We start from the raw sequence: 22,392 nt of genomic DNA on the forward strand, positions 1-22,392 counted from the left end.
ACCAAACAAGTTCTAATGTTGCGGGTAGCGTTGGCTGCAAGTCGTTTATGGGGGAAGTGTATGAAACGAAAAACAATAATCGGTGCGGGGATCGCCGTGTTGCTGGTTGGTGGGGCTGTGTTGTACCAACGGGGTACAGCAAAACCAACCCCAGCAACGCTAAAGGTCACGGTACAAAATCCAATTACGACATTAGATCCAAATTTTGCCGATGACATTGGGTCCAATTTGGCTGAGGTACAAACACTGCAAGGTTTGTATACGACAGATGCTACGGGCCAAATCATTCCGGGAATGGCCGAAAAGATTGTGCAACCAACAAACAACCACACAGTCTATACGTTGACGTTAAAAAAGAACCAGAAATGGTCTGACGGGACAACGGTGACGGCACAAGATTTTGTGTCTTCGGTGAAACGACAGGTCGACCCAGCGTCTAAATCAACGCGTGCCAATCATTTTAAAGATTTGGCTAACTATGACGCCATTAGGAAACAGGGTGCTAGTATTGATACCTTAGGGATTCAAGCTGTTAACAACCGCACAGTTAAAATCACGCTGTCGCAGCCAGTGCCTTACTTTAATTTTATTTTGGCTAATCAGCTCTATCCGATTAACCCCGCTAAGGTCAAAGCTTACGGGCATAAATATGGCCAAACAGCTGAAACAACGGTTTCTAACGGGCCATACATGATTAAAAAATGGAATCAATCGGCCACAACTTGGGAATATGTGAAGAATCCGTATTATGCGCAGGCCAAAAAAGTCCATTTTAATACGATCAAAACAACGTTGGTGACCGATGCCACTTTGGCCAGCAAACAATTTTTGTCAGGTAATGTTGATGAAGCAGAAATATCTGGTGGTATTTTAACCAATTTGAAGAAACATTATGCTGACGAGATCAAGTCTCAGAAAAAGGGCCGGATGGCCTTCATTGTTTGGAACGCGCAAGATAAAGTAGCTGGGAATACCAATTTCAAACGTGCGGTGAGTTATGCGATTGATCGACGTGTGCTAGCCGATCAAGCTTTAGCTGATGGGTCAACTGCGGCGCAGTCTATTGTGCCAAGTGGCGAAGTTAAGGTGCACGGCCAAGACTTTAATGCGGGATTGGCGTTACCAAATGATAAGGCAAAAGCGCAAGACTATTTGAAAAAAGCACAAGCAGAAATCGGCGAGAAAAAGCTGACGTTGACACTTAATACGGCTGATACGGATGCTTATCGCGCTGCTGGGCTTTATTTGAAGCAAAGTATTGAAAGCACATTGCCGGATGTGACCGTTAATCTTAATCGGATGCCGTTAAATGCGGAAATTTCAGCCTTTAACAATCGTAATTTTCAAGCTGGCACATTGAGTTGGTCAACTGATTATAATGATCCGATTGATTTCTTAGATACCGCTTATTCAGACGGCGCGATTAATTTTACAAAATGGCATGATGCCCAATATGACGCCTTGATTCAGAAAATTAATCAACAGCCCGAAGCCAATGATGCGCGTTATCAATTAGAGCAGCAAGCGGCTAAATTGAATAATGACTTGAATGGGGTCACACCGTTATATCAAGTAGCCAATGTCCATTTGCAGAAAAAGACGATTAAAAACTTAAACTATCCTGTGATTGGATACCAAAGTTATCAATATGCAACAGAAAAATAACCGACGTAGGAGTTTATTATGAAAAAGATTGGGATTACTGGGAACCACGCCATTCATCCGAACCCCAAATTTGGGACGAATTATGTGAACTATATTCAAAAAAATTATACCGCTGCCCTGACAGAAGCAGGGGCATTGGTCATGATTTTACCAATTAGTGCCCCAGAACTGGCGGCTGACTATGTGGCAAGTATCGATGCCTTGGTGTTAGCGGGTGGGCAAGATGTGACCCCTGATTATTACGGTGAAGAACCAATCCCAGCTATCGGTGAAATTGATCGTTATCGCGATGCGTTTGAATTTGCCTTGTTTGCCGAAGCCGTGCGAGTGGGCAAGCCCGTCTTTGGTATTTGCCGCGGGGCGCAGGTGATCAATGTGGGCCTTGGTGGCACGCTTTATCAAGATTTGGCCACTCAATATGCACAACTTCGTGTAAAGCATGATCAATACCCAACGAAGTGGTCCACGCCAACACATCGCTTGGTTTGGCAACGCGATAATTGGTTAACACCGATCGTAGCGCCTGATGCGTTAGTGAACTCTTTTCATCATCAAGCAGTGAAAACATTGGCACCATCGCTAACTTTGGATGCGACAAGTTCGGATGGTGTTATTGAAGCCTTTTCAGATGAAACACGGCATATCTATGCTGTGCAATGGCATCCGGAAATGCTCCGTATGACAGACGATGCAGTGCAAGCTGTTTTTGATGCCTTTGTTGCAAAAGTTGAAAACGTCTAATATTTTGCAAGTCGTTAAATTAACGGCTTTTTTTACGCGATGAAATAGCGTAAAATGTGATGAGTAATGTTGCAGCGTTTTTAAAACCTTGCTGGCATTAGCGTGAAACATGAGGTTGATGAACCTGATCGCTCATTGGCTAGTTGTGTTAATTGTTGCCGTTTTGGCACATCACGTTCATTGGAGAAGAACATGTTTCAATACATTAAAAAGATCATCATCGGTAAACCACTCAAAACGTTAGATGAGGGTGGCCAGTCATTGTCGAAAACTAAAGCGTTAGCGCTGCTGTCATCTGATGCCTTATCATCAGTGGCCTATGGGACGGAATCCATTACAGCTGCTTTGGTCGCTGCGGGCGCTGTAGCGCTGTGGTTGCAACTGCCGATTGCGCTATTAGTTTTGATTTTGTTGGCAGCTATTGTCTTGAGTTACCGACAAATTATCCATGCATACCCTTCAGGCGGTGGTGCTTATGCCGTGGCTAGTGAAAATTGGGGGGCGAAAGCGGGATTAGTTGCCGGCGGATCGTTACTAGTTGATTATATGTTAACGGTTGCCGTATCAGCATCGGCGGCATCTGACGCCATCACTGCAGCGATTCCAATGTTAAATCCCTATGTGGTGCCGCTCTCGATTTTTGTAGTCGTATTACTGACTGGTATGAATTTGCGTGGTTTGCGGGAAAGTGCGAATTTCCTGATGTTTCCCGTCTACTTTTTCATCATTGTCTTAGCAATCATGATTATCTGGGGTGTGTTTCAGGCAGCCACTGGTCAATTGCCGTATCATGCTGCGGCACGTGTGGGAACCAGTTTTTCTGGTCTATCATTGGTCTTGTTTATGCGTGCCTTTTCAAGTGGATCGTCATCTTTGACAGGTGTGGAAGCGATTTCTAACGCGGTACCAAACTTTCGGGCACCAAAAGAACGGCATGCGGCGACAACGCTCACATTAATGGCACTGATTTTAGCGACATTCTTTGGTGGCATCACGTTTTTGAGTTATTGGTATGGCATTGTGCCCAACAGTCATTCAACAGTTTTGTCCCAAATTGCTGCCAAAACATTTGGCGGGCATAATATGGGCTTTTACATTATTCAATTGGCCACGGCTTTGATCCTAGCTGTGGCAGCCAATACGGGCTTTTCGGCTTTTCCCATGTTGGCGTTGAATTTGGCGCGCGACAAATATTTGCCACATCTCTACATGGATAAAGGCGATCGCCTCGGTTATTCTAACGGTATCTTATCACTGGCTTTTGGCGCGATTATTTTGTTGCTGATTTTCCATGGTTCCACAGATGCGTTGATTCCGTTGTATGCGGTCGGTGTGTTTGTACCGTTTACCCTGTCACAGTCGGGGATGATTATTCATTGGTGGCGGCAGAAGCCAACGCGCTGGGTACTGAAAGCCTTGATCAATTTTGTTGGGGCCTTTATCTCAGCGGTATTGGTGGTCACGTTGTTTGCCACGCGGATTGAACATGTTTGGCCATATCTTTTGATTATGCCCATTATCATGTACATGTTCCTAAAAATTAAGCATCACTATACGAGCATTGCGCGTCAACTGCGTTTAGCCTATGCGAAAAATTCACATGCTGTGCGGCATCATTATGATGGGGCGACCGTCATTGTCTTGGTATCAAATATCACTAAAGTGACAACCGAAGCGATCGATTATGCGCTATCCATTGGCGATTATGTGGTGGCGATGCACGTGAGTTTTGATGTAAATCCCAAAAAAGAATTGGAAACCTCAACGCAGTTCAAGTTGGATTTCCCTGATGTCCGCTATGTGGATATTCATTCGTCTTACCGCTCAATTGTTAAGCCAGCCACTAGTTTCGTGGATGCAGTGGTGAAACAAGCGGAAAAGCGCAATCATTCAGTCACGGTTTTGGTACCACAATTCGTGCCAAAAAAACCTTGGCAAAATATTTTGCATAACCAGAACTCGTTACGTCTGCGCACGGCGTTTGCCGCACGGACGGATATTTCAGTCTCAACCTATTATTATCACCTATCAGAATAGTGGTAGATAGCGCAACAATAAGGAGTGGCATGTGCTTGAGCTGGCATGCCGATAACAATCATGACACAAGATACGAAGTTAATACTGTTTTTCATTTGGGTCGTCATTGCGATGATGATATCAACGGGTGGCTTAATTCTGATTATGCGTTGGTATCATCGTGAAGTCGATCGGGTAAAAAAACAACAAAAGGCGTCACAAAACAGGGAAACGCCCACAACGAAGCAAAAATAAAAACTGCGGCAAACTGATCATCATCAGTTTGCCGCAGTTTTTTGTATTAGAAACTTTCAGTTGGGACTGCGTCCAATCGGGCTTGCCAATCAACGTCAGGATATTTACGTTGCAAAGCCGTTGCCAGAACGCGCTTAGCTAAATTACCATTACGTGTAAAGATTGGGCCGTGGAAATATGAGCCGTAGACATTGCGATAAATCACACCTTCAGTTTTGTCCATCCCATTATTACCATTACCAGAAATAACAGTACCCAAGGCACGTTCACCTTCGCCGAGGAACGTACGACCTTGGTGGTTTTCAAACCCATGGTATTTTTCACCAGTGTCATTATTTTCAATCACAATGTTACCAGTGAGGCGCTTACCGGATAATACTGTTAATTGGTCATCATACATATTGGTCGTATAATGATCCATGACGCCAATGCCATCGACACGCGTGCCGTCGGCCATCACCATATAATGACCGAGTAATTGGAAGCCACCACAAACAGCCAGCAGTGGCCCATCATTTTCGATGTAGTGTTTGATGGCAGTTGCTTTTGCAGGTAAATCTTCGGCGACAATCGTTTCTTCGTAATCTTGTCCGCCACCAAACAAGACAAAATCAAAGGCTTGGTCATCAAATTCGTCGCCAAGTGAAACCAATTGATAATCAACAGCGACGCCGATTTGCTTGGCATAGTAGGTGAGGGCAATGATGTTACCATAATCACCGTAAGTGTTCATCAGATTACCATAAAGGTGCGCAACGTTGAGTTGGTATTCGGTCATTAGAAACCTCCTTTAATATAGCCAGCTGCACCAAGTTGTTCACGAAGTTGTAGCATCGCCGTATAAGTCGCTGCAATGTAGACCTTATCGGTTGGTAAGGCTTTGATGGCATCAATCACTTGGGTCAAATCTTCATAGACGGCTTGGTCAGCAAAACCAGCCATCTTCAAACGCACGCGAATATCACGATAGCGTTCACCGCCAGTAGCGACGGCCTTGAGCTTGGTGTCATGCAGCTTTTCAAACTCGGCATCCCAAATCCAACTGGTATCAATACCGTCCGCATAATTGGCGTTCAACAGCGCCAATAGTGAGAAATCAGCCGTTTCGGTCCGCATCATATCAATGACAGAATTGGTCCCAACTGGATTTTTAATCAAGACGATTGTGACATCCTTGCCATCAACATGAATGGCTTCTTGACGGCCAAAAATCTGTGCATTTGATTCAAAAGCTGTCTTGATTTGTTCAGGCGTTACACCAAATTCACGGCCAACAGCATAAGCAGCTAGGGCATTATAAACACTGTAGAGCCCGCCAATTTCAATGCGAAGCGGTGTTCCGTCAATGCTAAAAGTTGAATAAGTTGGGGTCAATTCGTCAATTTCGGTCACCTGATAGGCCAATGGTGGGCGCTTGAAATCATCGGTGACACTAAAATACTGACCAAGATTGGCGTACGTGATGAAATCATAGTGTAAGACAGAATGATCGGTCGGTGATAAGATCCCATCAGTGTTGATTGGCGCCACTTGTGGTTGGTAATCGGCCGGTTGGATATGATTAAAGCCAAAATATTGGCGCTTGTTTGGGAAATCACCACGGGTAAAGATTGGTGAATCACCGTTGGCTAATACTGTCGCTTCGGGTGCATGCTGAATGCCGGCGATGATTTTATCATACGTTGTATAGATTTCGCCGTAGCGGTCAAGTTGGTCTCGGAAAATGTTTGTGAGCACAAACATTTTTGGCTTGATTGCTGAGGTGATTTTTTCAACGTTGGCTTCATCGACTTCCAAGACGGCCACGGGCTTTTTACCGTTTGGAGAAGGCTTGACTGGTGTCGTCACCAATGTGCCGGTAATCCCTTGAATCATGTTAGAACCGGATGGGTTGGTGATAACTTCATAGCCACCAGCTTGTAAGACGCGCGTGATGAGGGCAGTAGTCAACGTTTTACCGTTTGTACCAGTCACCACCACAAGGTCGAAATTCTGTTGGATTGATTTGAGAATATCTGGGTCGATTGCGACCGCGATTTTGCCGGGTAGACTTGTGCCACCACGGTGCATCACGTCATGCAAAAACCAATAGGCGCTTTTAGCAGTCGCGCGTGCAATTGTACTTTTAAGTGTCATAATGTCCCCACTTTCATGATTATCATTTTACCACGCGTAGCCTTGAGATGGGAATTTTTGATGAAATGTTAAAAAAGCTAATCGACCTGTGTTCTGGTGTGAAAAAGCGCCTGTTATCGTTTGGCATTTGTTATAATAGGAAGGAGTGACAAAATAAGTCAGCAAACAAACTTTTCAGGAGGCGACGTGTCATAAACTGAGGCAACTCGGGACACGGGATGATGATGGCACAATTATTTTTTGAATATGGGGCAATGAGTTCAGGTAAATCAATTGAAATCCTGAAAGTTGCGCATAATTATGAATCACAGGGACGTCAAGTGTTGTTAATGACGCCGATTGTGGATACCCGTGCCGGTGTGGGCGTTGTGGCCAGTCGGATTGGTTTGTCGCGCGAAGCTTTAGCGATTAAGCCAACGGATGACTTGTATGACTTAATTAAGGCCAAGCAAAGCGACAACCTTGCCGTGGCCTTGATTGATGAAGCGCAATTTTTAACCGCAACACAAGTGGATCAATTAGCCAAAGTCGTGGATCATCTCCATATCCCAGTGATGGCATTTGGTTTAAAACAAGATGCCTTTAATCACTTGTTTGAAGGGTCAAAACGACTCATCGAAATGGCTGATAAGCTGGAAGAAATGAAGACGATTTGCTCGTTTTGCGGTAAAAAAGCGACAACGCAATTACGGATTGTTGACGGTAAGCCACAACGTTCTGGGGAACAGCTCTTTATTGGTGGCGATGAAGCTTATATTCCAACCTGCCGTCATCATTGGTACGTGCCCGATTTGGCTAAAATTGCCGAGATGTTTCCTGTGGATAAGTAAAGCCGGAACGCTATTTTTTCAACATAAATTATCACAATAACGACAGGGTACAGTAGCTAAGTTAAACAGTTGGTGTACCACTGTGAAGAGGAGAGTGAACGATGAATCCAATTTTTCAATCATTACAAACGGTTGTTGATCGTTATGATGAACTTAACGAACAATTAGCCGACCCAGAAGTGGCAAGTGACGGCCAAAAATATATGGCCTTGTCAAAAGAAGCGGGAGAAATGCGTGAGACGGTTGAAGTCTATACCCGTTACCAACAAGTCATTCAAGAAATTCAAGAAGCAGAAGAATTACTCGATGATGCCGAAATGGCACCATTAGCGAAAGAAGATTTAGCCGACTTAAAGCCAGAAAAAGCGCAATTGGAAGACCAATTGAAAATTTTAATGTTACCGAAAGATCCCAATGATGATAAAAACATTATCATGGAAATTCGTGGGGCTGCTGGTGGAGATGAATCCTCATTATTTGCCGCTGACTTGTTAGACATGTATCGTCGTTACGCCGAAAAGCAACGCTGGACATTGAGTATTATTGATGAATCTACGACTGAAGTTGGCGGCTACAAGGAAGTCGCTGTGATGATTACTGGCGATAATGTGTACTCGAAGTTAAAGTTTGAATCAGGTGCGCACCGTGTACAGCGTGTCCCATCAACCGAAACGCAAGGGCGTGTTCACACATCAACGGCGACGGTGGGTGTGATGCCTGAATTTGAAGACATTGATTTTGAATTGGCTGAATCTGATTTGGAAGAAGAATTCTTCCGTTCAGGTGGTGCTGGTGGTCAAAACGTCAACAAAGTGTCAACGGCAGTTCGTTTGGTTCACAAGCCAACTGGTATCATGGTGAAAATGCAAGAAGAACGGACGCAAATTAAAAACCGTGATAAGGCGCGCAAGTTGCTGGCCAGTCGTGTGTATGATTTTTACGCACAACAAAATGAAGCCGCCTATGCCGAACAGCGTAAGTCTGCCGTTGGGACTGGAGACCGTTCAGAACGTATCCGGACATACAATTATCCACAAAACCGCGTCACGGATCATCGCATTGGTTTGACATTAAACAAGTTGGATCGCGTGATGAACGGTGAATTAGGGGAAGTCATTGATGCGTTAATCATTGCGGATCAAACAGCTAAGCTCGCTGAACTCAATAACGCCTAACAATGACAGAAAAAAAATTTGAAACCCCAAAACAATTTCAACAACCTAATCAGACCACGCACAAACGCTCAAATTCACCTGCTAAGTTGACCCAACCACGTTGGTACGAGTGGGATGATCAGGTCAAACCAACTGCCCCAGCGCAAGTGAAGTTGTCATTACTCGAAGCACGCAAATGGGCAGTTTTAGAACTCACGCAGGCGGGGATGCCAGAAGCTGATGCTAAAGATAACGTGGACTTTTTGTTAACGGGCGCCTTAGACATTAATTACGGTTATTTACGGGCCAATCTATCACGGCAAATGCCAGCAGCGCTGGCAGCTGTTTGGCCAAAGTGGGTGGCGCAATTAACCCAAAACAAACCACCACAATATATTTTGGGTCATGCACCTTTTTATGGGCGGGAATTTATGGTGGATGAACGTGTTTTAATTCCCCGACCAGAAACTGAACAACTCGTAGAATGGATTTTACAAGATGCCAGTGGCACCCAAGGTGCACCAGTTTCTGTGTTGGATATTGGGACGGGTTCAGGCGCAATTATTGAGACGTTAATGCTTGAAAATCCACGCGTTAAGGGGTTTGCCGCCGATATTTCACCTGATGCCTTGGCCGTGGCTGAAAGTAATGCGCAGCGCTTTGGCTTGCATCAGTTACACTTCGTGGAAAGTGATGTTTTCCAAGGCGTTGCGAATTTAACTTTTGATATTATCGTCAGCAATCCGCCGTATATTGCGCGGACTGATGAAGCAGAAATGGACGCCAGTGTCTTGGCGTTTGAACCACAACTGGCGTTGTTTGCCGACCAAGATGGTTTAGCCATTTATGCTAAGATTGCGGCTGGTTTGGCACAACATTTGACGGCACAGGGGCGTGCTTATTTTGAAATTGGCTACAAACAAGGCCCGGCGGTAGTAGCCATGATGCAACAAGCGCTACCTGATGCGACGGTAACCTTGAAAAAAGATTTCGCAGGCTTAGATCGTATGGTGCGTGTGGTGAAAGGATAAAATAGACGTCGCGTGTGTCTGACGTCGGTAGGATTATTATGGAGACAGAATTACTAACAACTCAAGATGTGCAACGGGCGGGTGCGTTATTAAAAGCCGGTGAAGTGGTGGCTTTTCCAACAGAAACAGTCTACGGATTAGGAGCAGATGCTACTAATGATGCGGCGGTGAAAAAAGTCTTTTTGGCGAAAAATCGGCCAGCAGATAATCCGCTTATTATGACCGTTGCAGACGTTGAACAGTTGACACCCTTTGTCACGATTTCTGAAGCAGCTCGGCAATTGATGACCGCATTTTGGCCGGGGTCTTTGACAATTATCATGCCCATTAAACCAGATCAGGTATCGATGTTGGTGACTGGCGGGTTGCAAACGGTGGCTTTCCGTTTGCCTGCCAATGAAACAGCGCGTGCTGTGATTCGTGCAGCCGGGGTACCGATTGTTGGCCCCAGTGCCAATACGTCCGGCAAACCGTCACCAACCACGGCCCAACATGTTTGGCATGATATGCAAGGTCGGATTGCAGCCATTGTGGATGATGGCCCCACTGAAGTAGGCGTTGAATCCACGGTGATTGATATGTCAACGGCCACGCCAACCATTTTACGACCAGGAGCCGTGACGCAACAACAATTAGAAGCCGTTCTTCAACAACCAGTGTTTGATGCCACTAGCACGACATCAGTGGCGAGTCACGTCACACCAAAAGCACCGGGGATGAAGTATCGTCACTATGCGCCGGATAAAACAGTGGTCATGTTTGATCGTTTAGATGCTTTGGCGCTGCGACCAACCCTGACAGCCCAAGATGTTGTCATGGCTCAAGATGACACGTTGGCAACATTGCAGTTACCAATGACGCAAACGTGGTCGTTGGGGGAAACACTTGAAAGTGCGACCGAACAGCTTTTTGCGGGATTACGTTTTTATGATGAGACGCCAGAAGTGGCGACGATTTATGTCGAAAAAATGCCACCCATTGGGATTGGTAAAGCGTATAATAATCGCTTAGCTAAAGCAGCAGGCAACCAAGAATTTACGATTTAAAAGCACCGGATCGGTGCTTTTTGTGTTGAACTTGTGGTAAATGTCGTGCACGTCACCCAGATGCTTAACGTTTACTGAAAAGTCACACGGAAAACATGTAAACGTTTACATCACAAACGCGATGAGACCGGCATTTTTAGCGATTGGGCTTGATATATCAAGGTTTAACCGGGCATTTTACTTGATATTTTGTAAGCGCTTTGATACACTATTATCAGAAGCTGATTCACAGCTAAAAAGGAGAAAATAATCATGACACAATCAAAAGAATTCCATATCGTAGCAGAAACAGGTATCCACGCACGTCCAGCAACATTGTTGGTACAAGCAGCTTCAAAGTTCACATCAGACGTTACTTTGTCATACCAAGGCAAGGATGTTAACTTGAAGTCAATCATGGGTGTGATGTCACTTGGTGTTGGTCAAGGTGCCGATGTGACAATCAAGACTGAAGGTGATGATGAAGAAGCAGCAATGGCTGCCATCACTGAAGCAATGGAAAAAGAAGGACTTGCTGAATAATAATGGCTAAGAACTTCAAAGGAATCGCGGCAAGTAATGGTATTGCAATTGCAAAGGCCTACTTGTTAGTTGACCCAGATTTGTCTTTCTCAAAGACAACAATTACAGATGTGACAGCTGAACAAGCTCGTGTCGACGATGCTTTGAAGGCTGCTAGTGCAGATGTGGAACTTATTAAGACAAAAGCTGCTGAAAACCTTGGTGAAGAAGAAGCCCAAGTGTTTGAAGCGCATTTGATGGTTTTGGCTGATCCTGAAATGTCTGGCGCATTTAAGCAAAAGATTGCTGATGACAAGGTCAATGCTGAACAAGCTGTTAAAGAAGTGACAGATATGTATATCAGCATGTTTGAAGCCATGACAGATAACGCCTACATGCAAGAACGTGCAGCAGATATTCGTGATGTGACGAAGCGTATCTTATCTCACTTGTTGAATGTGGCTTTGCCTAATCCAGCATTGATTGATGAAGAAGTGGTCTTGGTTGCAAGAGACTTGACACCTTCAGATACAGCACAACTTGACCGCAACTTTGTTAAGGGTATCTTAACTGACTTGGGTGGTCGTACAGCGCATGCGTCAATCATGGCACGGACGTTGGAAATTCCAGCTGTCGTGGGAACTGAAATTGCCACAAAAGAAGTGGCAGCTGGTGACATGGTGATTGTTGATGGCTTGACGGGCGATGTGATTGTCGACCCAGATGCCGACACATTGGCCAGTTACCAACAAAAGGCGGCTGATTATCAAGCACAACGTGCTGAATGGGCCTTGTTGAAAGATCAACAATCAGTTAGTGCCGATGGTAAGACATTTGTCGTGGGTGCCAACATTGGTTCACCAAAAGACATGCCTGCCGTTTTGGAAAATGGTGCTGAAGGCATTGGTTTGTATCGTACTGAATTCCTATACATGGAATCAGATCACTTGCCAACTGAAGAAGAACAGTTTGAAGCTTATAAGACTGTTGTCGAAAAGATGGCTGGTAAGCCAGTGACAGTACGTACCATGGATATTGGTGGCGACAAGCACTTGAGCTACTGGAAGTTACCAGAAGAAGAAAACCCATTCTTGGGTTATCGTGCGATCCGTATTTCTTTGGATCAAACAGAAATTTTCCGGACACAACTCCGTGCGTTGCTACGTGCCTCAGCTTTTGGTAATTTGTGGATTATGTTCCCAATGATTGCCACATTGCCTGAGTTCCGTGCCGCAAAGCAAATTTATACAGAAGAACGTGCCAAGCTTGAAGAAGCTGGTGTAGCAATGGGTGATGTCAAGTTAGGTATCATGATTGAAATTCCAGCTGCTGCCATGTTGGCTGATAAGTTTGCTAAGGAATTGGACTTCTTCTCAATTGGTACCAACGATTTGATTGGTTATACAATGGCTGCAGATCGTGGTAACGATAAGGTTGCTTATTTGTATCAACCTTATAACCCATCGATTTTGCGTTTGATCAACAATGTGATTACTGCCGCTCATAAAGAAGGTAAGTTTGTTGCAATGTGTGGTGAAATGGCTGGTGATCCAATCGCTGTCCCATTGTTGATGGGTATGGGCTTGGATGAATTCTCAATGAGTGCCCCATCTATTTTGCAAACACGTGCATTAATGAAGCAGTTGAATACTGCTGATATGAAGTTGTTGGCTGAAAAAGCTTTGGATGCCGAAACAAATGACGAAGTCATTGCATTAGTTGAATCAGCAATTGACTAGAACAAGTTTTAAGACCGCCGATTGGCGGTCTTTTTGTGTTAAAATATAACCTATGAAGATTTTAGCCTTTGATACAAGTAACCAACCACTCACGGTGAGTTTGGCGGAAGATAATAACGTACGACGCGTGTTCACAACGAATGAAGCGCGGAATCATTCGATTCAGTTATTGCCAGCCATTGAAACAACGCTGGCTGAACAACAATGGGCGCTCAGTGATATTGACCGCATTGTGGTTGCCCAAGGACCAGGGTCATTTACTGGGCTTAGAATTGGTGTGACTGTTGCTAAAATGTTAGCTAACACGTTGCAAGCCGAGCTTGTAGGTGTTTCTAGCTTAGCCGTGTTGGCTGCGCAAGTGACCAATCCTGGTTTAGTAGTACCACTGTTTAATGCGCGCAATAATAATGTTTTTGCGGGCGTTTATTTAAATGATAGTGCTGTATTAGCTGATGCACATCAACCAATCGATCATTTGGTAACTTGGCTGCAGACACGTGATGAGCCAATTACTTTTGTGGGAGAAACCACAGAATTTGTGCCCACGTTACAGGCGGCATTTGGTGACCGAGCGACGATTTTAACACCCGCTGACAGCTTACCTGACGGGCATGGCATTGTTACACTCGGTCTCAAAGCGCAACCTGTCGCTGATGTGGCGCACTTTAATCCTAATTATTTAAGGAAAACCCAGGCGGAGTTGAACTGGCTTGCTGCGCATCCTGGTGAGGATAATCCCGAAAATTATGTTTTTGAAGTTTAATCACCAACCTAAATTACCGATTGCCTTACCGCGATTTGTGACCAAGACGATGACAGTCAGTGGATATGACTTTGTGTTACGTCGCGCCACAATCGCTGATATTGACACATTGGTTAGAATTGAGGAAGCAGTTTATGCTGGTGTCGCGCCGTGGGTATTGCGTGACTTTCTTAGCGAATTGTCGCGGCCACATATTCGCCTCTACTTAGTGATTGAGCGTCACCAGCAAGTTATTGGCTTTGCTGGGGTTGCCTATCAAAGAGATCAGCGTGATATGCATATTACCAATATTGCGGTTGTTCCAATTTGGCAAAGTCATGGTTTAGGCACAACCATTTTGTCAGAGATTCATCAATTTGCGACTGCAGTCGGGGTTGCAACCATGACGTTAGAAGCACGCGCTTCTAATCATGGGGCGATTGCCTTATACCAACGATTAGGCTTTAAACAAACAGGTATCAAAAAAGGGTATTATTTCGGTGATCATGAAGATGCCGTGTCAATGGTGAAACAACTTGAAAATTCAACCAGCAACAATTGAAGACAGTGAAACCATCTATCGTATTGCCCAAGCGGCCTTTCAACCGTCTCCTTGGCCAAAAACAGTCTTTGAACATGAACTCACAAGTCCTCGCAGTCGTTATTTTGTAACGACTGGTGGTTTTATTGGGATTACCCAGATATTAGATGAAGTTGAAATTAGCAGTATCGCGGTCCAACCAGATTATCAACGGCAAGGTATTGCGCAAGCACTATTAACAACCGTGTTGGCTTTGCCGGATGTTGCCCGATTTTTATTGGAAGTCGACGAGTTAAATCATCAAGCGATTCGGCTGTATGACAAGATGGGCTTTTCACCTTATCATCGCCGTGAGAAATATTATAAAAATGGTCATGCCGCGATCATGATGGAAAGGAAAATGTAAGTGGTTACCAAGGTAACCACTTACACGCATAAATATGACAAAAATCATAGCATTTGAATCCAGCGCTGATGAAACCAGCGTTGCCATTGTGGAAGATGGCCATATTGTCCTAAGTAACGCCGTGGCGACACAAATCAATTCCCATCAACGTTTTGGTGGTATTGTGCCGGAAGTCGCCAGTCGACACCATATTGAATGGATTACACGCGTGTTAGATGATGCGTTGGCCACAGCTAACGTGTCACCAGCAGAGCTTGATGCGGTGGCGGTGACCTATGGGCCTGGCTTGGTAGGTTCTTTACTGGTTGGTTTAATGGGCGCAAAAACATTTGCGTTGGCCCATAACTTGCCAATAGTGCCGGTCAATCATTTGGCCGGTCACATTGCAGCGGCTAACTTTAATCAGCCAATTCGCTATCCAGCCTTAGCTTTGATGGTGTCTGGCGGCCATACCGAACTGGTCCTCATGCAAAACGAAAATGAGTTTGCCGTGTTAGGGGAAACGCGTGATGATGCGGCAGGAGAAAGTTTCGATAAAGTTGGCCGTTTGTTAAAGTTACCTTATCCAGCGGGTAAAACCATTGATGATATGGCGCACAAAGGGCAACCAACGATTAAGTTTCCCACTGCTATGGCGCATGAAGATAATTATGACTTTAGTTTCTCTGGCTTAAAAAGTGCGGTCATTAATTATGTCCATCACGCCGAGCAAAAGGGTGAAACAATTGATCAATATGACTTAGCAACGAGTTTTCAAAATGCGGTTGTGGATGCGCTGGTTAGCCGAACGAAACGCGCCTTACAAGACTATCCGGTTAAAAGTTTTATCTTGGCTGGTGGCGTTGCGGCTAATTCACAATTACGAGAAACATTAGAAGCATTGCTGGCATCATTTCCAGAAACAACGTATATTCCTGTGCCACGGCAATATACGGGTGATAATGCCGCGATGATTGGGGCAGCAGGCTACTGGAATTACAAACAAGGTATTTTTGCGGGCTTAGACTTAAATACTGATCCAGGCTTAGATTTTGAACTAATATAATCGTAATAAGATTGTGAATCTATCACGATCTTTTGTTGCGATCCTTATTTTTGTGGTACAATAGTTATGCAAAAGTTCACAAAGTAATCTAAGGTGCCGATTTCATCAGACCATCACGTTTGCGTTTGGTGAAACAAGCATGATAATAACGACATTAACACTGGAGAAAATTATGACACAACCTAAAATCCCGCGTGCGACCGCAAAGCGTTTGCCGATTTATTTCCGCTATTTAACATTTTTACACGATGCGGGGACTGACCGCATTTCTTCTGCTGAATTAAGTGATGCAATTAAGTTTGATGCGGCCACGATTCGTCGTGATTTTTCTTATTTTGGTGCCTTAGGCAAGCGTGGCTATGGCTACGATGTCAAGGCGTTGCTGGATTTCTTTGCCAATGTGTTGGATCAAGACAGTCTCATTAATGTGGCGTTAATTGGTGCTGGAAATTTGGGGCAAGCTTTGCTTAACTTTAACTTTCACCAGTCTTCTAACATGCGTATTTCAGCGGCTTTTGACGTGGATAAGTCACGTGCAGGCACGATTATGGCTGGTGTGCCGATTTATTCAATGACTGAATTAAAAGAGCAGATTACTGCGCAACGGATTAATATTGCCATCTTGACCGTACCACAAGGTGTCGCCCAAGAAATCACGAATGAACTCGTGGATGCTGGCATTAAAGGGATTTTGAACTTTACACCTTTGCGTGTGACGGTGCCAAGCGGCGTGCGTGTGCAAAATGTGGATTTGACCAATGAATTGCAAACATTGGTTTACTTTATTGAAAACTATGGTTCAATTACGACAGGATAATAATTAACATGCCGATTTTAGATTTAAATGATCAAGAAAAAGTACAGGCGTATCAACGTTTTGTTCGAGAAGATCCACGTGGGCAGGTGACCCAAGACCCGCTATGGGGTGAACTCAAAGCGAATTGGGGCCATGTTTATGTTTACCATGAAACGGCAGGGCAAATTGATGCGGTATTAACGGTGTTAACGGTTGAAGCTGTGCCGGGTAAGCTGCTGGGATATGCTGGTCGCGGACCGATTGGCGACATTCATAATGTGGCGTTGATTAAAAGTATGATCCAAGAAGCTTTGGCAGCCTTGCCGGATAATGTGTTCCTCATTCGTTTGGACCCTGAAGTGGCCTATAGCGATGCGTTGAATGCCGAATATCAAGCGGCTGGCTTTGTGACACGTAATCGTGAGATTCACCACATGCATGGCAATATTCAACCACGCAAAAATGTGGTGTTGTATTATGATGGTCGTGGTGAGGGTGCGACACCAATTACGACAGAAGAAGAACTGATGTTACACTTCAAGCGTGATTATCGTAACCAAATCCGTCGCGCGGCCAAAGATGGCGTTACCGTGACTGCTGGTGATTCTGAAGCAGATGTGCGCGCCTTTTTTGAAACTTATGTGATGATGGCTGCGGCACAAGGGATTACCCACCGACCAATTGATTATTTCTTGCGCATGCAACAATTATGGGCTGGTACCGGCTTATTTAAAGTGTTCTTAGCACACTTTGAAGGTCGCGTGATTGCCAGTGGCATTGGCTTTAGTTATGGTGATGAGATCTGGTATATGTATGCTGGTTCTGACCGGCAATATGCGAAGCACTATGGCCCATATGCTGTGCAATGGGAAATGTTAAAATGGGGTCTGGCACTTGGCAAAGTCGAATACGACTTTGGTGGTGTTGGGGAATTTGTGCCCGAAGATGGCCTCTATAAATTTAAGCACGGCTTTGCTTATCATGATCCACAAGCTGAATATATTGGTGAACTGGATTGGGTTGTGGATGAAACAGCCTACGAAACGTATCTTGAACAATTTAAATAACCCGCCGTTGGCGGCTTTTTTAGTTATTCAAGACTATGCTATAATTAAAACATTGTGGGCTAATTCATGGCGTGGTTGACAAGATATGTAGGTAGGGCTTGTGCACGACAAATTTGTTTTAGTAAACGACGGATATTTAAAAGGAGTGTGTTGTGAATGACCATCAAAATGATTGCTTCTGATATGGACGGCACTTTTTTGACAGAAAATGATGCGTATAATCGTCATCGTTTTGAACGTGTCTTGGATCAGCTTCAAGAAAAGGATGTCCGCTTTGTAGCGGCTTCGGGCCGGCAAGTTAAAAACTTGCAACAACTTTTTGCCCCAACGATTGCGAAAGGCTATGAAATCAATTTTGTGGGATCAAATGGGGCGATGGTAGCAACACCAGATGAGCAACTCTATTCTGTCCATTTGTCACCAGCACAATTACATCAAGTCATTGAATGGAATGCCAAAAATCCTGAATCAGCTGAAAATATTATTATTATGACGGGTGATAAGGCAACGTATGTCTCTAACCATGCCACAGGTCCGGTCGCTGATATGGTCTTTCAGTTTTATCCAAATGTGAAGCAAGTGGAAAAATTGATGGAAGTTGATGACCATATTTTAGAAGTGACATTTGTTTGGCCCAATGATGAAGTGCAACAACACGTTGCTGAATTGCGGCAAGTCTTTGGTGATGAACTTCATGCAACGGGGTCAGGATTTGGTTCTGTTGATGTGTTGGGCAAAGGGGTCGACAAAGCAACTGGGTTGCAAGTTTTGCAAGACTACTATGATATTTTAGATCGTGAAGTGATGACCTTTGGTGATAATGGGAACGATTTAGAAATGTTGCAAAAATATGAACATGGCTATGTGATGCCAAATGCCGAACCATTTATGTTGCAGGCCGTCGATAAGCGTGCTTTGAATACGAATGTTAACGATGGGGTGTTAGCCACGATCGAAGATTATTTTGGTTTAGCTAGCACGTCATAAATGATCGCAAACAAAAAAGAAGGTTTACGCCTTCTTTTTTGTTTGCGGTGAAGCAAATCGGTTCACACCAATAGCCACTAGAACCCCCACAAATGTATCTGCAATACGATCAATCACGTAGACAACCGTTGCACCGGCTGGAATATTTAAGGCAATCATCAATAAAGCAGCAAGTGCACCGATAACCCCACTATTAAAATTAAAACCATCTAAGAAAACAATGGTGATGATCACAAGCAGTGGGAGGATGATAATTGCGACCCAGTCAGCATGGTCGGTTTGCGTATAAATGAGAAAGTAGACCAAGGCGAGCAAGCCACCAACAGTGTTTGAAATTAAACGGATCTTAGCAAAGCTCAGCGTTTTATCCCAACTTTCACGTAAGGCAAAGACAGCCGCTAAAGCAGCGACAAAAGGGGGACGGTTAAAGCAATAATAAACGGCAATGATTAACATAACCGCCACGGCTGTTTTTAGCGTCCGTAAACCGATCCGGAATCGTCCAAATTGCATAACTGCCTCCACTAATATTCTTATCATTTTATCATAAAAAAATGGTAAAATCTATGTATCACAAAACGAAAGGATCTTGCAACACAGGTTTGTTGCGCGTTGCAAGACAACAACACATGTCAAATCCAGTTTTAGATTTATTAAATAATCATCGTTCAATTCGTGCTTATACGAATGAACCGGTCACCGATGACATTGTGACAACGATTTTATCTGCCGCCAATGCCGGACCAAACATGAATAATTACCAACCGGTCACCTTTATTGAAATTACGGACCAAGCATTGAAGGCGGAAATTACAGCACAAGTCGGGATGACTTATATTGAAAGTGCCGCCCGTTATTTTGTGGTGGCCGTCGACTTTAATAAAGACTTGATTGGTTTAACGCCGGAAGTCCGTGCGTTAGCTGAAGAACGGCTATCGACGTATGCCATGTTAGAAGGTGGTATTGTGTCGGCTGGTGTTGCTTTGGGACGCGCTCAAGTGGCTGCAGAAGCGCTTGGTTTGGGCAGTGTCACCATGGCTGGGGCACTGGGCGCCTTTGAATTATATGAACGACATTTACAATTACCAAAGTTCGTGAAAGCAGTCATGGGCTTTTCAATTGGTTACCCAGCACAAGAGCCTGGCATTAAGCCAAAGTTGCCAATGGCTGGGATGTGGATGAAAGATCATTACGATCAAGACCAAATGGTGGCAGCCGTTACGGCATATGATCAAACGATGACAACCTATTATGCCGATCGGGGTGTGGCTAGTTCTTGGGTGCAAAATAATACGAAACTTTTGACACGACCACGTGACTATACGGGTTTGAACAACTATCCAAAACAAAAAGGCTTTCGCCTATCATAATGTTACACGACAGTAAAAAGACTAAACACGTAGCAGTGTTTAGTCTTTTTATGTGGACAAGACAAATAGGAAGATACCGCCAAAAACAGCCAAAATATGATAAAATGAAAGCGCATACAATTTTATTATCATTGTATATAAAATCATCAAAAAGGAGATTAAAACGCTATTATGACAATCCTGATGTTAGCACCAGCTTTACAGGAAAAAATTTGGGGTGGGACAAAACTAGCGACGTTTGGCTACCAGTTGCCATCCAACCACGTGGGCGAGGCCTGGGTAATTTCCGCACATGACAATGGGGTCTCAAAGATTACGCAAGGTGAGTTTGCCGGGCAAGATTTAGCTCAGTTGTGGACAGAACGACCAGAATTATTTGGTGGGCATGATCCAGAACAGGCATTTCCGCTATTAGCCAAAATTTTAGATGCCCAGGAAAACCTATCGATTCAGGTACACCCGAATGATAAGCAATCATCCGAGAACTTTGGCAAGACGGAAAGTTGGTATATCTTAGATGCCACACCTGACGCCAAGTTATATTACGGGCATCACGCGCCGACTAAAGCAGCGTTAAAAACAATGGTTGACGAACGTGAATGGTCACAGCTACTGCGCACAATTCCGGTACAAAAAGGGGATTTCTTTTATGTGCCGGCTGGGACTTTTCATGCCTTGGGTGCTGGTGTATTAGCCTTAGAAATTCAACAAAGTTCTGATTCAACTTATCGTTTCTATGACTTTGATCGTGTGGATGCGACAACGCAGCAACCACGGCCATTACAAATTGATGCCGCACTCAGTGTGACCAAAGCACCTCACGTGGATCCGATTTTGAACCAGAGAACGCGGTTGCAAGATCAAACGATTTTAACGCGTTTATTGACATCGCCTAAGTTCACCATTGATAAGTTGTCCGTTCGTGGGGAAAGTCATTTCAACCAGCACCATGATTACGAATTGTTTAATGTGATTGCTGGTGACTTAACTTTGACGGCTGAAGGGACGACCTATCACCTTAAAAAAGGCGATAATTTTATCATGTTAAAGGATACTGGCAACTATATATTATCGGGCCAAGGTGAAGTGATTGTCAGCTTTGTCACGCCAACAAGTTATCGTGAACAAGAACTCTCATATCTCGATAATTAAAGATAGATCTGTTTTCAGAAAAGATGGTGTAAAAAAATTGAAAAAATGCAATGAAAGCGTTTACTTTTCAGGACAAAAGATGTATACTATTGACTGTAAACAATAACGGCAATAATATATTGTGAAAGCGTTTACATCGCGATTAAATTCCTATATAATCGTATAGTAAACATTTATTGAGAAGGAGATTATCGATGGTTAATCTTATTGTTGCTAGTCATGGTGACTTTGCAAAAGGCATTATCATGTCGGGTTCAATGATTTTCGGTGAACAAGAAAACGTTGAAGTCGTGACATTCCAGCCGACTGAAGGACCAGACGATTTAGATAAGCATTATCAAGATGCCTTGGCAAAGTTTGATAATGACGATGACACATTGTTCTTGGTTGATTTATGGGGTGGCTCACCGTTTAACCGTGCCAGCCTCATCCAACAACAAAATCCAGAACACGTTGCGATCGTATCTGGGTTGAACTTGCCAATGTTGATTGAAGCTTACGGCGGCCGTCTAGGCATGAATTCAGCAGCTGATTTGGCGAAGTACTTGGTACCAGTCTCAAAAGACGGTATTAAGTCAGTGCCAGAAGCAGAAGAAGCAAAGCCAGCAGCGCCAGAAAAGGCGGAAGCTAAAGCTGACGCGACTGATGGTTTGAAGCCAGGTCACATCAACATCAATTTGGCACGTTTGGATACACGTTTGTTGCACGGTCAAGTGGCAACAGCTTGGACGCCATATTCAAAGGCTAACCGTATCATCGTTGTATCTGACGCGGTTGCCCATGATGAATTGCGTAAGAACTTAATCAAGCAAGCAGCGCCAAACGGTGTGAAGGCTAACATCGTGCCGATCAGCAAGATGGAAGAAGTAGCCAAGGACGATCGTTTCGGTGGCGTTGATGCACTTTTGTTGTTTGAAACTGTGCAAGACGTGCTTCGTGCCGTTGAAGGCGGTGTGCCAATTAAGACACTTAATGTCGGTTCAATGGCGCATTCTGAAGGTAAAACGATGGTCAACAAGGTCTTATCAATGGACAAGGCAGACGTTGAAGCATTTGAAAAGTTGCGCGACTTGGGTGTTGAATTCGACGTCCGCAAGGTGCCAAGTGATAGCAAGGCCAACTTGTTTGATTTGATTAAAAAAGCTAACGTTCAATAAGACTTTTGAAACGTT

Annotated in this window: 23 protein-coding genes; 20 read left to right on the top strand and 3 right to left on the bottom strand. The window is 44.3% G+C overall.

The annotated features are described in order from the left end of the window. Positions 1-60 precede the first annotated feature (60 nt). The 4 genes from A9176_RS03845 to A9176_RS08805 all read left to right on the top strand — a co-directional run bounded on the left by A9176_RS03845 (position 61) and on the right by A9176_RS08805 (position 4,677). On the top strand, positions 61-1,665 hold the full coding sequence (locus A9176_RS03845; protein ID WP_077282151.1) for a peptide ABC transporter substrate-binding protein: 1,605 nt from the start codon (positions 61-63) through the stop codon (positions 1,663-1,665). A gap of 18 nt (positions 1,666-1,683) precedes the next feature. Continuing rightward, on the top strand, positions 1,684-2,406 hold the full coding sequence (locus A9176_RS03850; protein ID WP_077282152.1) for a gamma-glutamyl-gamma-aminobutyrate hydrolase family protein: 723 nt from the start codon (positions 1,684-1,686) through the stop codon (positions 2,404-2,406). Between the two features lie 192 nt (positions 2,407-2,598). Continuing rightward, positions 2,599-4,443, top strand: coding sequence for an APC family permease (locus A9176_RS03855; protein ID WP_029509519.1), 1,845 nt, complete (start codon positions 2,599-2,601; stop codon positions 4,441-4,443). A 60-nt stretch (positions 4,444-4,503) separates the two neighbouring features. Beyond that, a complete protein-coding gene (locus A9176_RS08805; protein ID WP_198150938.1) occupies positions 4,504-4,677 on the top strand; it encodes a hypothetical protein in 174 nt (57 codons plus the stop codon). Positions 4,678-4,723: 46 nt separating this feature from the next. Here the strand turns inward: A9176_RS08805 and A9176_RS03860 are convergent, their stop codons facing one another. Next, positions 4,724-5,455 carry a type 1 glutamine amidotransferase gene (locus A9176_RS03860; protein ID WP_068851648.1) on the bottom strand — a complete coding sequence of 244 codons (732 nt, stop codon included), beginning with the start codon at positions 5,453-5,455 and terminating at the stop codon, positions 4,724-4,726. Further along, positions 5,455-6,813: a Mur ligase family protein gene (locus tag A9176_RS03865; RefSeq protein WP_077282153.1), complete on the bottom strand. Its 1,359-nt coding sequence runs from the start codon at positions 6,811-6,813 to the stop codon at positions 5,455-5,457. Before A9176_RS03865 ends, A9176_RS03860 begins: the two co-directional genes overlap by 1 nt. 224 nt (positions 6,814-7,037) lie before the next feature. On the opposite strand from A9176_RS03865, the gene A9176_RS03870 reads away from it, so the two are divergent. The 13 genes from A9176_RS03870 to A9176_RS03930 all read left to right on the top strand — a co-directional run bounded on the left by A9176_RS03870 (position 7,038) and on the right by A9176_RS03930 (position 18,698). Then, positions 7,038-7,643 (top strand): thymidine kinase, encoded by a 606-nt coding sequence (locus tag A9176_RS03870; protein WP_055307443.1) that lies wholly within the window; start codon positions 7,038-7,040, stop codon positions 7,641-7,643. Positions 7,644-7,744: 101 nt separating this feature from the next. After that, a complete protein-coding gene (gene prfA / locus A9176_RS03875; RefSeq protein WP_077282154.1) occupies positions 7,745-8,818 on the top strand; it encodes a peptide chain release factor 1 in 1,074 nt (357 codons plus the stop codon). Positions 8,819-8,820: 2 nt separating this feature from the next. Then, the gene (gene prmC / locus A9176_RS03880; protein WP_077282155.1) at positions 8,821-9,828 is read left to right on the top strand and encodes a peptide chain release factor N(5)-glutamine methyltransferase; all 1,008 of its coding nucleotides are present in this window, start codon (positions 8,821-8,823) and stop codon (positions 9,826-9,828) included. A gap of 38 nt (positions 9,829-9,866) precedes the next feature. Next, positions 9,867-10,874 (top strand): L-threonylcarbamoyladenylate synthase, encoded by a 1,008-nt coding sequence (locus tag A9176_RS03885; RefSeq protein ID WP_077282156.1) that lies wholly within the window; start codon positions 9,867-9,869, stop codon positions 10,872-10,874. A gap of 252 nt (positions 10,875-11,126) precedes the next feature. Further along, complete coding sequence (locus tag A9176_RS03890) at positions 11,127-11,396, top strand: phosphocarrier protein HPr (RefSeq protein WP_010006425.1); 270 nt, start codon at positions 11,127-11,129, stop codon at positions 11,394-11,396. A gap of 2 nt (positions 11,397-11,398) precedes the next feature. Further along, positions 11,399-13,114 (top strand): phosphoenolpyruvate--protein phosphotransferase, encoded by a 1,716-nt coding sequence (gene ptsP / locus A9176_RS03895; protein ID WP_077282157.1) that lies wholly within the window; start codon positions 11,399-11,401, stop codon positions 13,112-13,114. Positions 13,115-13,166: 52 nt separating this feature from the next. After that, positions 13,167-13,877, top strand: coding sequence for a tRNA (adenosine(37)-N6)-threonylcarbamoyltransferase complex dimerization subunit type 1 TsaB (gene tsaB / locus A9176_RS03900; RefSeq protein ID WP_077282158.1), 711 nt, complete (start codon positions 13,167-13,169; stop codon positions 13,875-13,877). Further along, positions 13,861-14,418, top strand: a complete 558-nt coding sequence (rimI, locus tag A9176_RS03905; RefSeq protein ID WP_077282159.1) for a ribosomal protein S18-alanine N-acetyltransferase — start codon at positions 13,861-13,863, stop codon at positions 14,416-14,418. Before tsaB ends, rimI (A9176_RS03905) begins: the two co-directional genes overlap by 17 nt. Continuing rightward, positions 14,393-14,803 (top strand): ribosomal protein S18-alanine N-acetyltransferase, encoded by a 411-nt coding sequence (gene rimI, locus A9176_RS03910; protein WP_077282160.1) that lies wholly within the window; start codon positions 14,393-14,395, stop codon positions 14,801-14,803. The genes rimI (A9176_RS03905) and rimI (A9176_RS03910) overlap by 26 nt, the downstream gene beginning before the upstream one ends. Positions 14,804-14,837: 34 nt before the next feature. Further along, entirely contained in the window at positions 14,838-15,848 is a 1,011-nt protein-coding gene (gene tsaD, locus A9176_RS03915) for a tRNA (adenosine(37)-N6)-threonylcarbamoyltransferase complex transferase subunit TsaD (RefSeq protein ID WP_077282161.1), read from the top strand. A gap of 169 nt (positions 15,849-16,017) precedes the next feature. Then, a complete protein-coding gene (locus A9176_RS03920) occupies positions 16,018-16,665 on the top strand; it encodes a redox-sensing transcriptional repressor Rex (RefSeq protein WP_095653136.1) in 648 nt (215 codons plus the stop codon). An 8-nt stretch (positions 16,666-16,673) separates the two neighbouring features. Then, a complete protein-coding gene (locus A9176_RS03925) occupies positions 16,674-17,711 on the top strand; it encodes a lipid II:glycine glycyltransferase FemX (protein WP_077282162.1) in 1,038 nt (345 codons plus the stop codon). Between the two features lie 156 nt (positions 17,712-17,867). Next, on the top strand, positions 17,868-18,698 hold the full coding sequence (locus A9176_RS03930; protein ID WP_077282163.1) for a Cof-type HAD-IIB family hydrolase: 831 nt from the start codon (positions 17,868-17,870) through the stop codon (positions 18,696-18,698). A 24-nt stretch (positions 18,699-18,722) separates the two neighbouring features. Here the strand turns inward: A9176_RS03930 and A9176_RS03935 are convergent, their stop codons facing one another. Then, complete coding sequence (locus tag A9176_RS03935; protein WP_077282164.1) at positions 18,723-19,211, bottom strand: aromatic acid exporter family protein; 489 nt, start codon at positions 19,209-19,211, stop codon at positions 18,723-18,725. Positions 19,212-19,327: 116 nt separating this feature from the next. On the opposite strand from A9176_RS03935, the gene A9176_RS03940 reads away from it, so the two are divergent. The 3 genes from A9176_RS03940 to A9176_RS03950 all read left to right on the top strand — a co-directional run bounded on the left by A9176_RS03940 (position 19,328) and on the right by A9176_RS03950 (position 22,377). Further along, positions 19,328-20,068, top strand: coding sequence for a nitroreductase family protein (locus A9176_RS03940; protein WP_077282165.1), 741 nt, complete (start codon positions 19,328-19,330; stop codon positions 20,066-20,068). A gap of 171 nt (positions 20,069-20,239) precedes the next feature. Further along, positions 20,240-21,220: a type I phosphomannose isomerase catalytic subunit gene (locus A9176_RS03945; RefSeq protein WP_077282166.1), complete on the top strand. Its 981-nt coding sequence runs from the start codon at positions 20,240-20,242 to the stop codon at positions 21,218-21,220. A 194-nt stretch (positions 21,221-21,414) separates the two neighbouring features. Further along, the gene (locus A9176_RS03950; RefSeq protein ID WP_029509537.1) at positions 21,415-22,377 is read left to right on the top strand and encodes a mannose/fructose/sorbose PTS transporter subunit IIA; all 963 of its coding nucleotides are present in this window, start codon (positions 21,415-21,417) and stop codon (positions 22,375-22,377) included. Positions 22,378-22,392: the final 15 nt, after the last annotated feature.

The organism is Leuconostoc garlicum (assembly GCF_001998805.1).
In the GTDB taxonomy this organism is placed as follows: domain Bacteria; phylum Bacillota; class Bacilli; order Lactobacillales; family Lactobacillaceae; genus Leuconostoc; species Leuconostoc lactis.

Excerpts from the sequence above, each read along its gene's own strand:
- A9176_RS03845 (WP_077282151.1), top strand. The coding sequence starts at position 61 with ATGAAACGAAAAACAATAATCGGTGCGGGGATCGCCGTGTTGCTGGTT.
- A9176_RS03850 (WP_077282152.1), top strand. The coding sequence starts at position 1,684 with ATGAAAAAGATTGGGATTACTGGGAACCACGCCATTCATCCGAACCCC.
- A9176_RS03855 (WP_029509519.1), top strand. The coding sequence starts at position 2,599 with ATGTTTCAATACATTAAAAAGATCATCATCGGTAAACCACTCAAAACG.
- A9176_RS08805 (WP_198150938.1), top strand. The coding sequence starts at position 4,504 with ATGACACAAGATACGAAGTTAATACTGTTTTTCATTTGGGTCGTCATT.
- A9176_RS03860 (WP_068851648.1), bottom strand. The coding sequence starts at position 5,455 with ATGACCGAATACCAACTCAACGTTGCGCACCTTTATGGTAATCTGATG.
- A9176_RS03865 (WP_077282153.1), bottom strand. The coding sequence starts at position 6,813 with ATGACACTTAAAAGTACAATTGCACGCGCGACTGCTAAAAGCGCCTAT.
- A9176_RS03870 (WP_055307443.1), top strand. The coding sequence starts at position 7,038 with ATGGCACAATTATTTTTTGAATATGGGGCAATGAGTTCAGGTAAATCA.
- prfA (WP_077282154.1), top strand. The coding sequence starts at position 7,745 with ATGAATCCAATTTTTCAATCATTACAAACGGTTGTTGATCGTTATGAT.
- prmC (WP_077282155.1), top strand. The coding sequence starts at position 8,821 with ATGACAGAAAAAAAATTTGAAACCCCAAAACAATTTCAACAACCTAAT.
- A9176_RS03885 (WP_077282156.1), top strand. The coding sequence starts at position 9,867 with ATGGAGACAGAATTACTAACAACTCAAGATGTGCAACGGGCGGGTGCG.
- A9176_RS03890 (WP_010006425.1), top strand. The coding sequence starts at position 11,127 with ATGACACAATCAAAAGAATTCCATATCGTAGCAGAAACAGGTATCCAC.
- ptsP (WP_077282157.1), top strand. The coding sequence starts at position 11,399 with ATGGCTAAGAACTTCAAAGGAATCGCGGCAAGTAATGGTATTGCAATT.
- tsaB (WP_077282158.1), top strand. The coding sequence starts at position 13,167 with ATGAAGATTTTAGCCTTTGATACAAGTAACCAACCACTCACGGTGAGT.
- rimI (WP_077282159.1), top strand. The coding sequence starts at position 13,861 with ATGTTTTTGAAGTTTAATCACCAACCTAAATTACCGATTGCCTTACCG.
- tsaD (WP_077282161.1), top strand. The coding sequence starts at position 14,838 with ATGACAAAAATCATAGCATTTGAATCCAGCGCTGATGAAACCAGCGTT.
- A9176_RS03925 (WP_077282162.1), top strand. The coding sequence starts at position 16,674 with ATGCCGATTTTAGATTTAAATGATCAAGAAAAAGTACAGGCGTATCAA.
- A9176_RS03930 (WP_077282163.1), top strand. The coding sequence starts at position 17,868 with ATGACCATCAAAATGATTGCTTCTGATATGGACGGCACTTTTTTGACA.
- A9176_RS03935 (WP_077282164.1), bottom strand. The coding sequence starts at position 19,211 with ATGCAATTTGGACGATTCCGGATCGGTTTACGGACGCTAAAAACAGCC.
- A9176_RS03940 (WP_077282165.1), top strand. The coding sequence starts at position 19,328 with ATGTCAAATCCAGTTTTAGATTTATTAAATAATCATCGTTCAATTCGT.
- A9176_RS03945 (WP_077282166.1), top strand. The coding sequence starts at position 20,240 with ATGACAATCCTGATGTTAGCACCAGCTTTACAGGAAAAAATTTGGGGT.
- A9176_RS03950 (WP_029509537.1), top strand. The coding sequence starts at position 21,415 with ATGGTTAATCTTATTGTTGCTAGTCATGGTGACTTTGCAAAAGGCATT.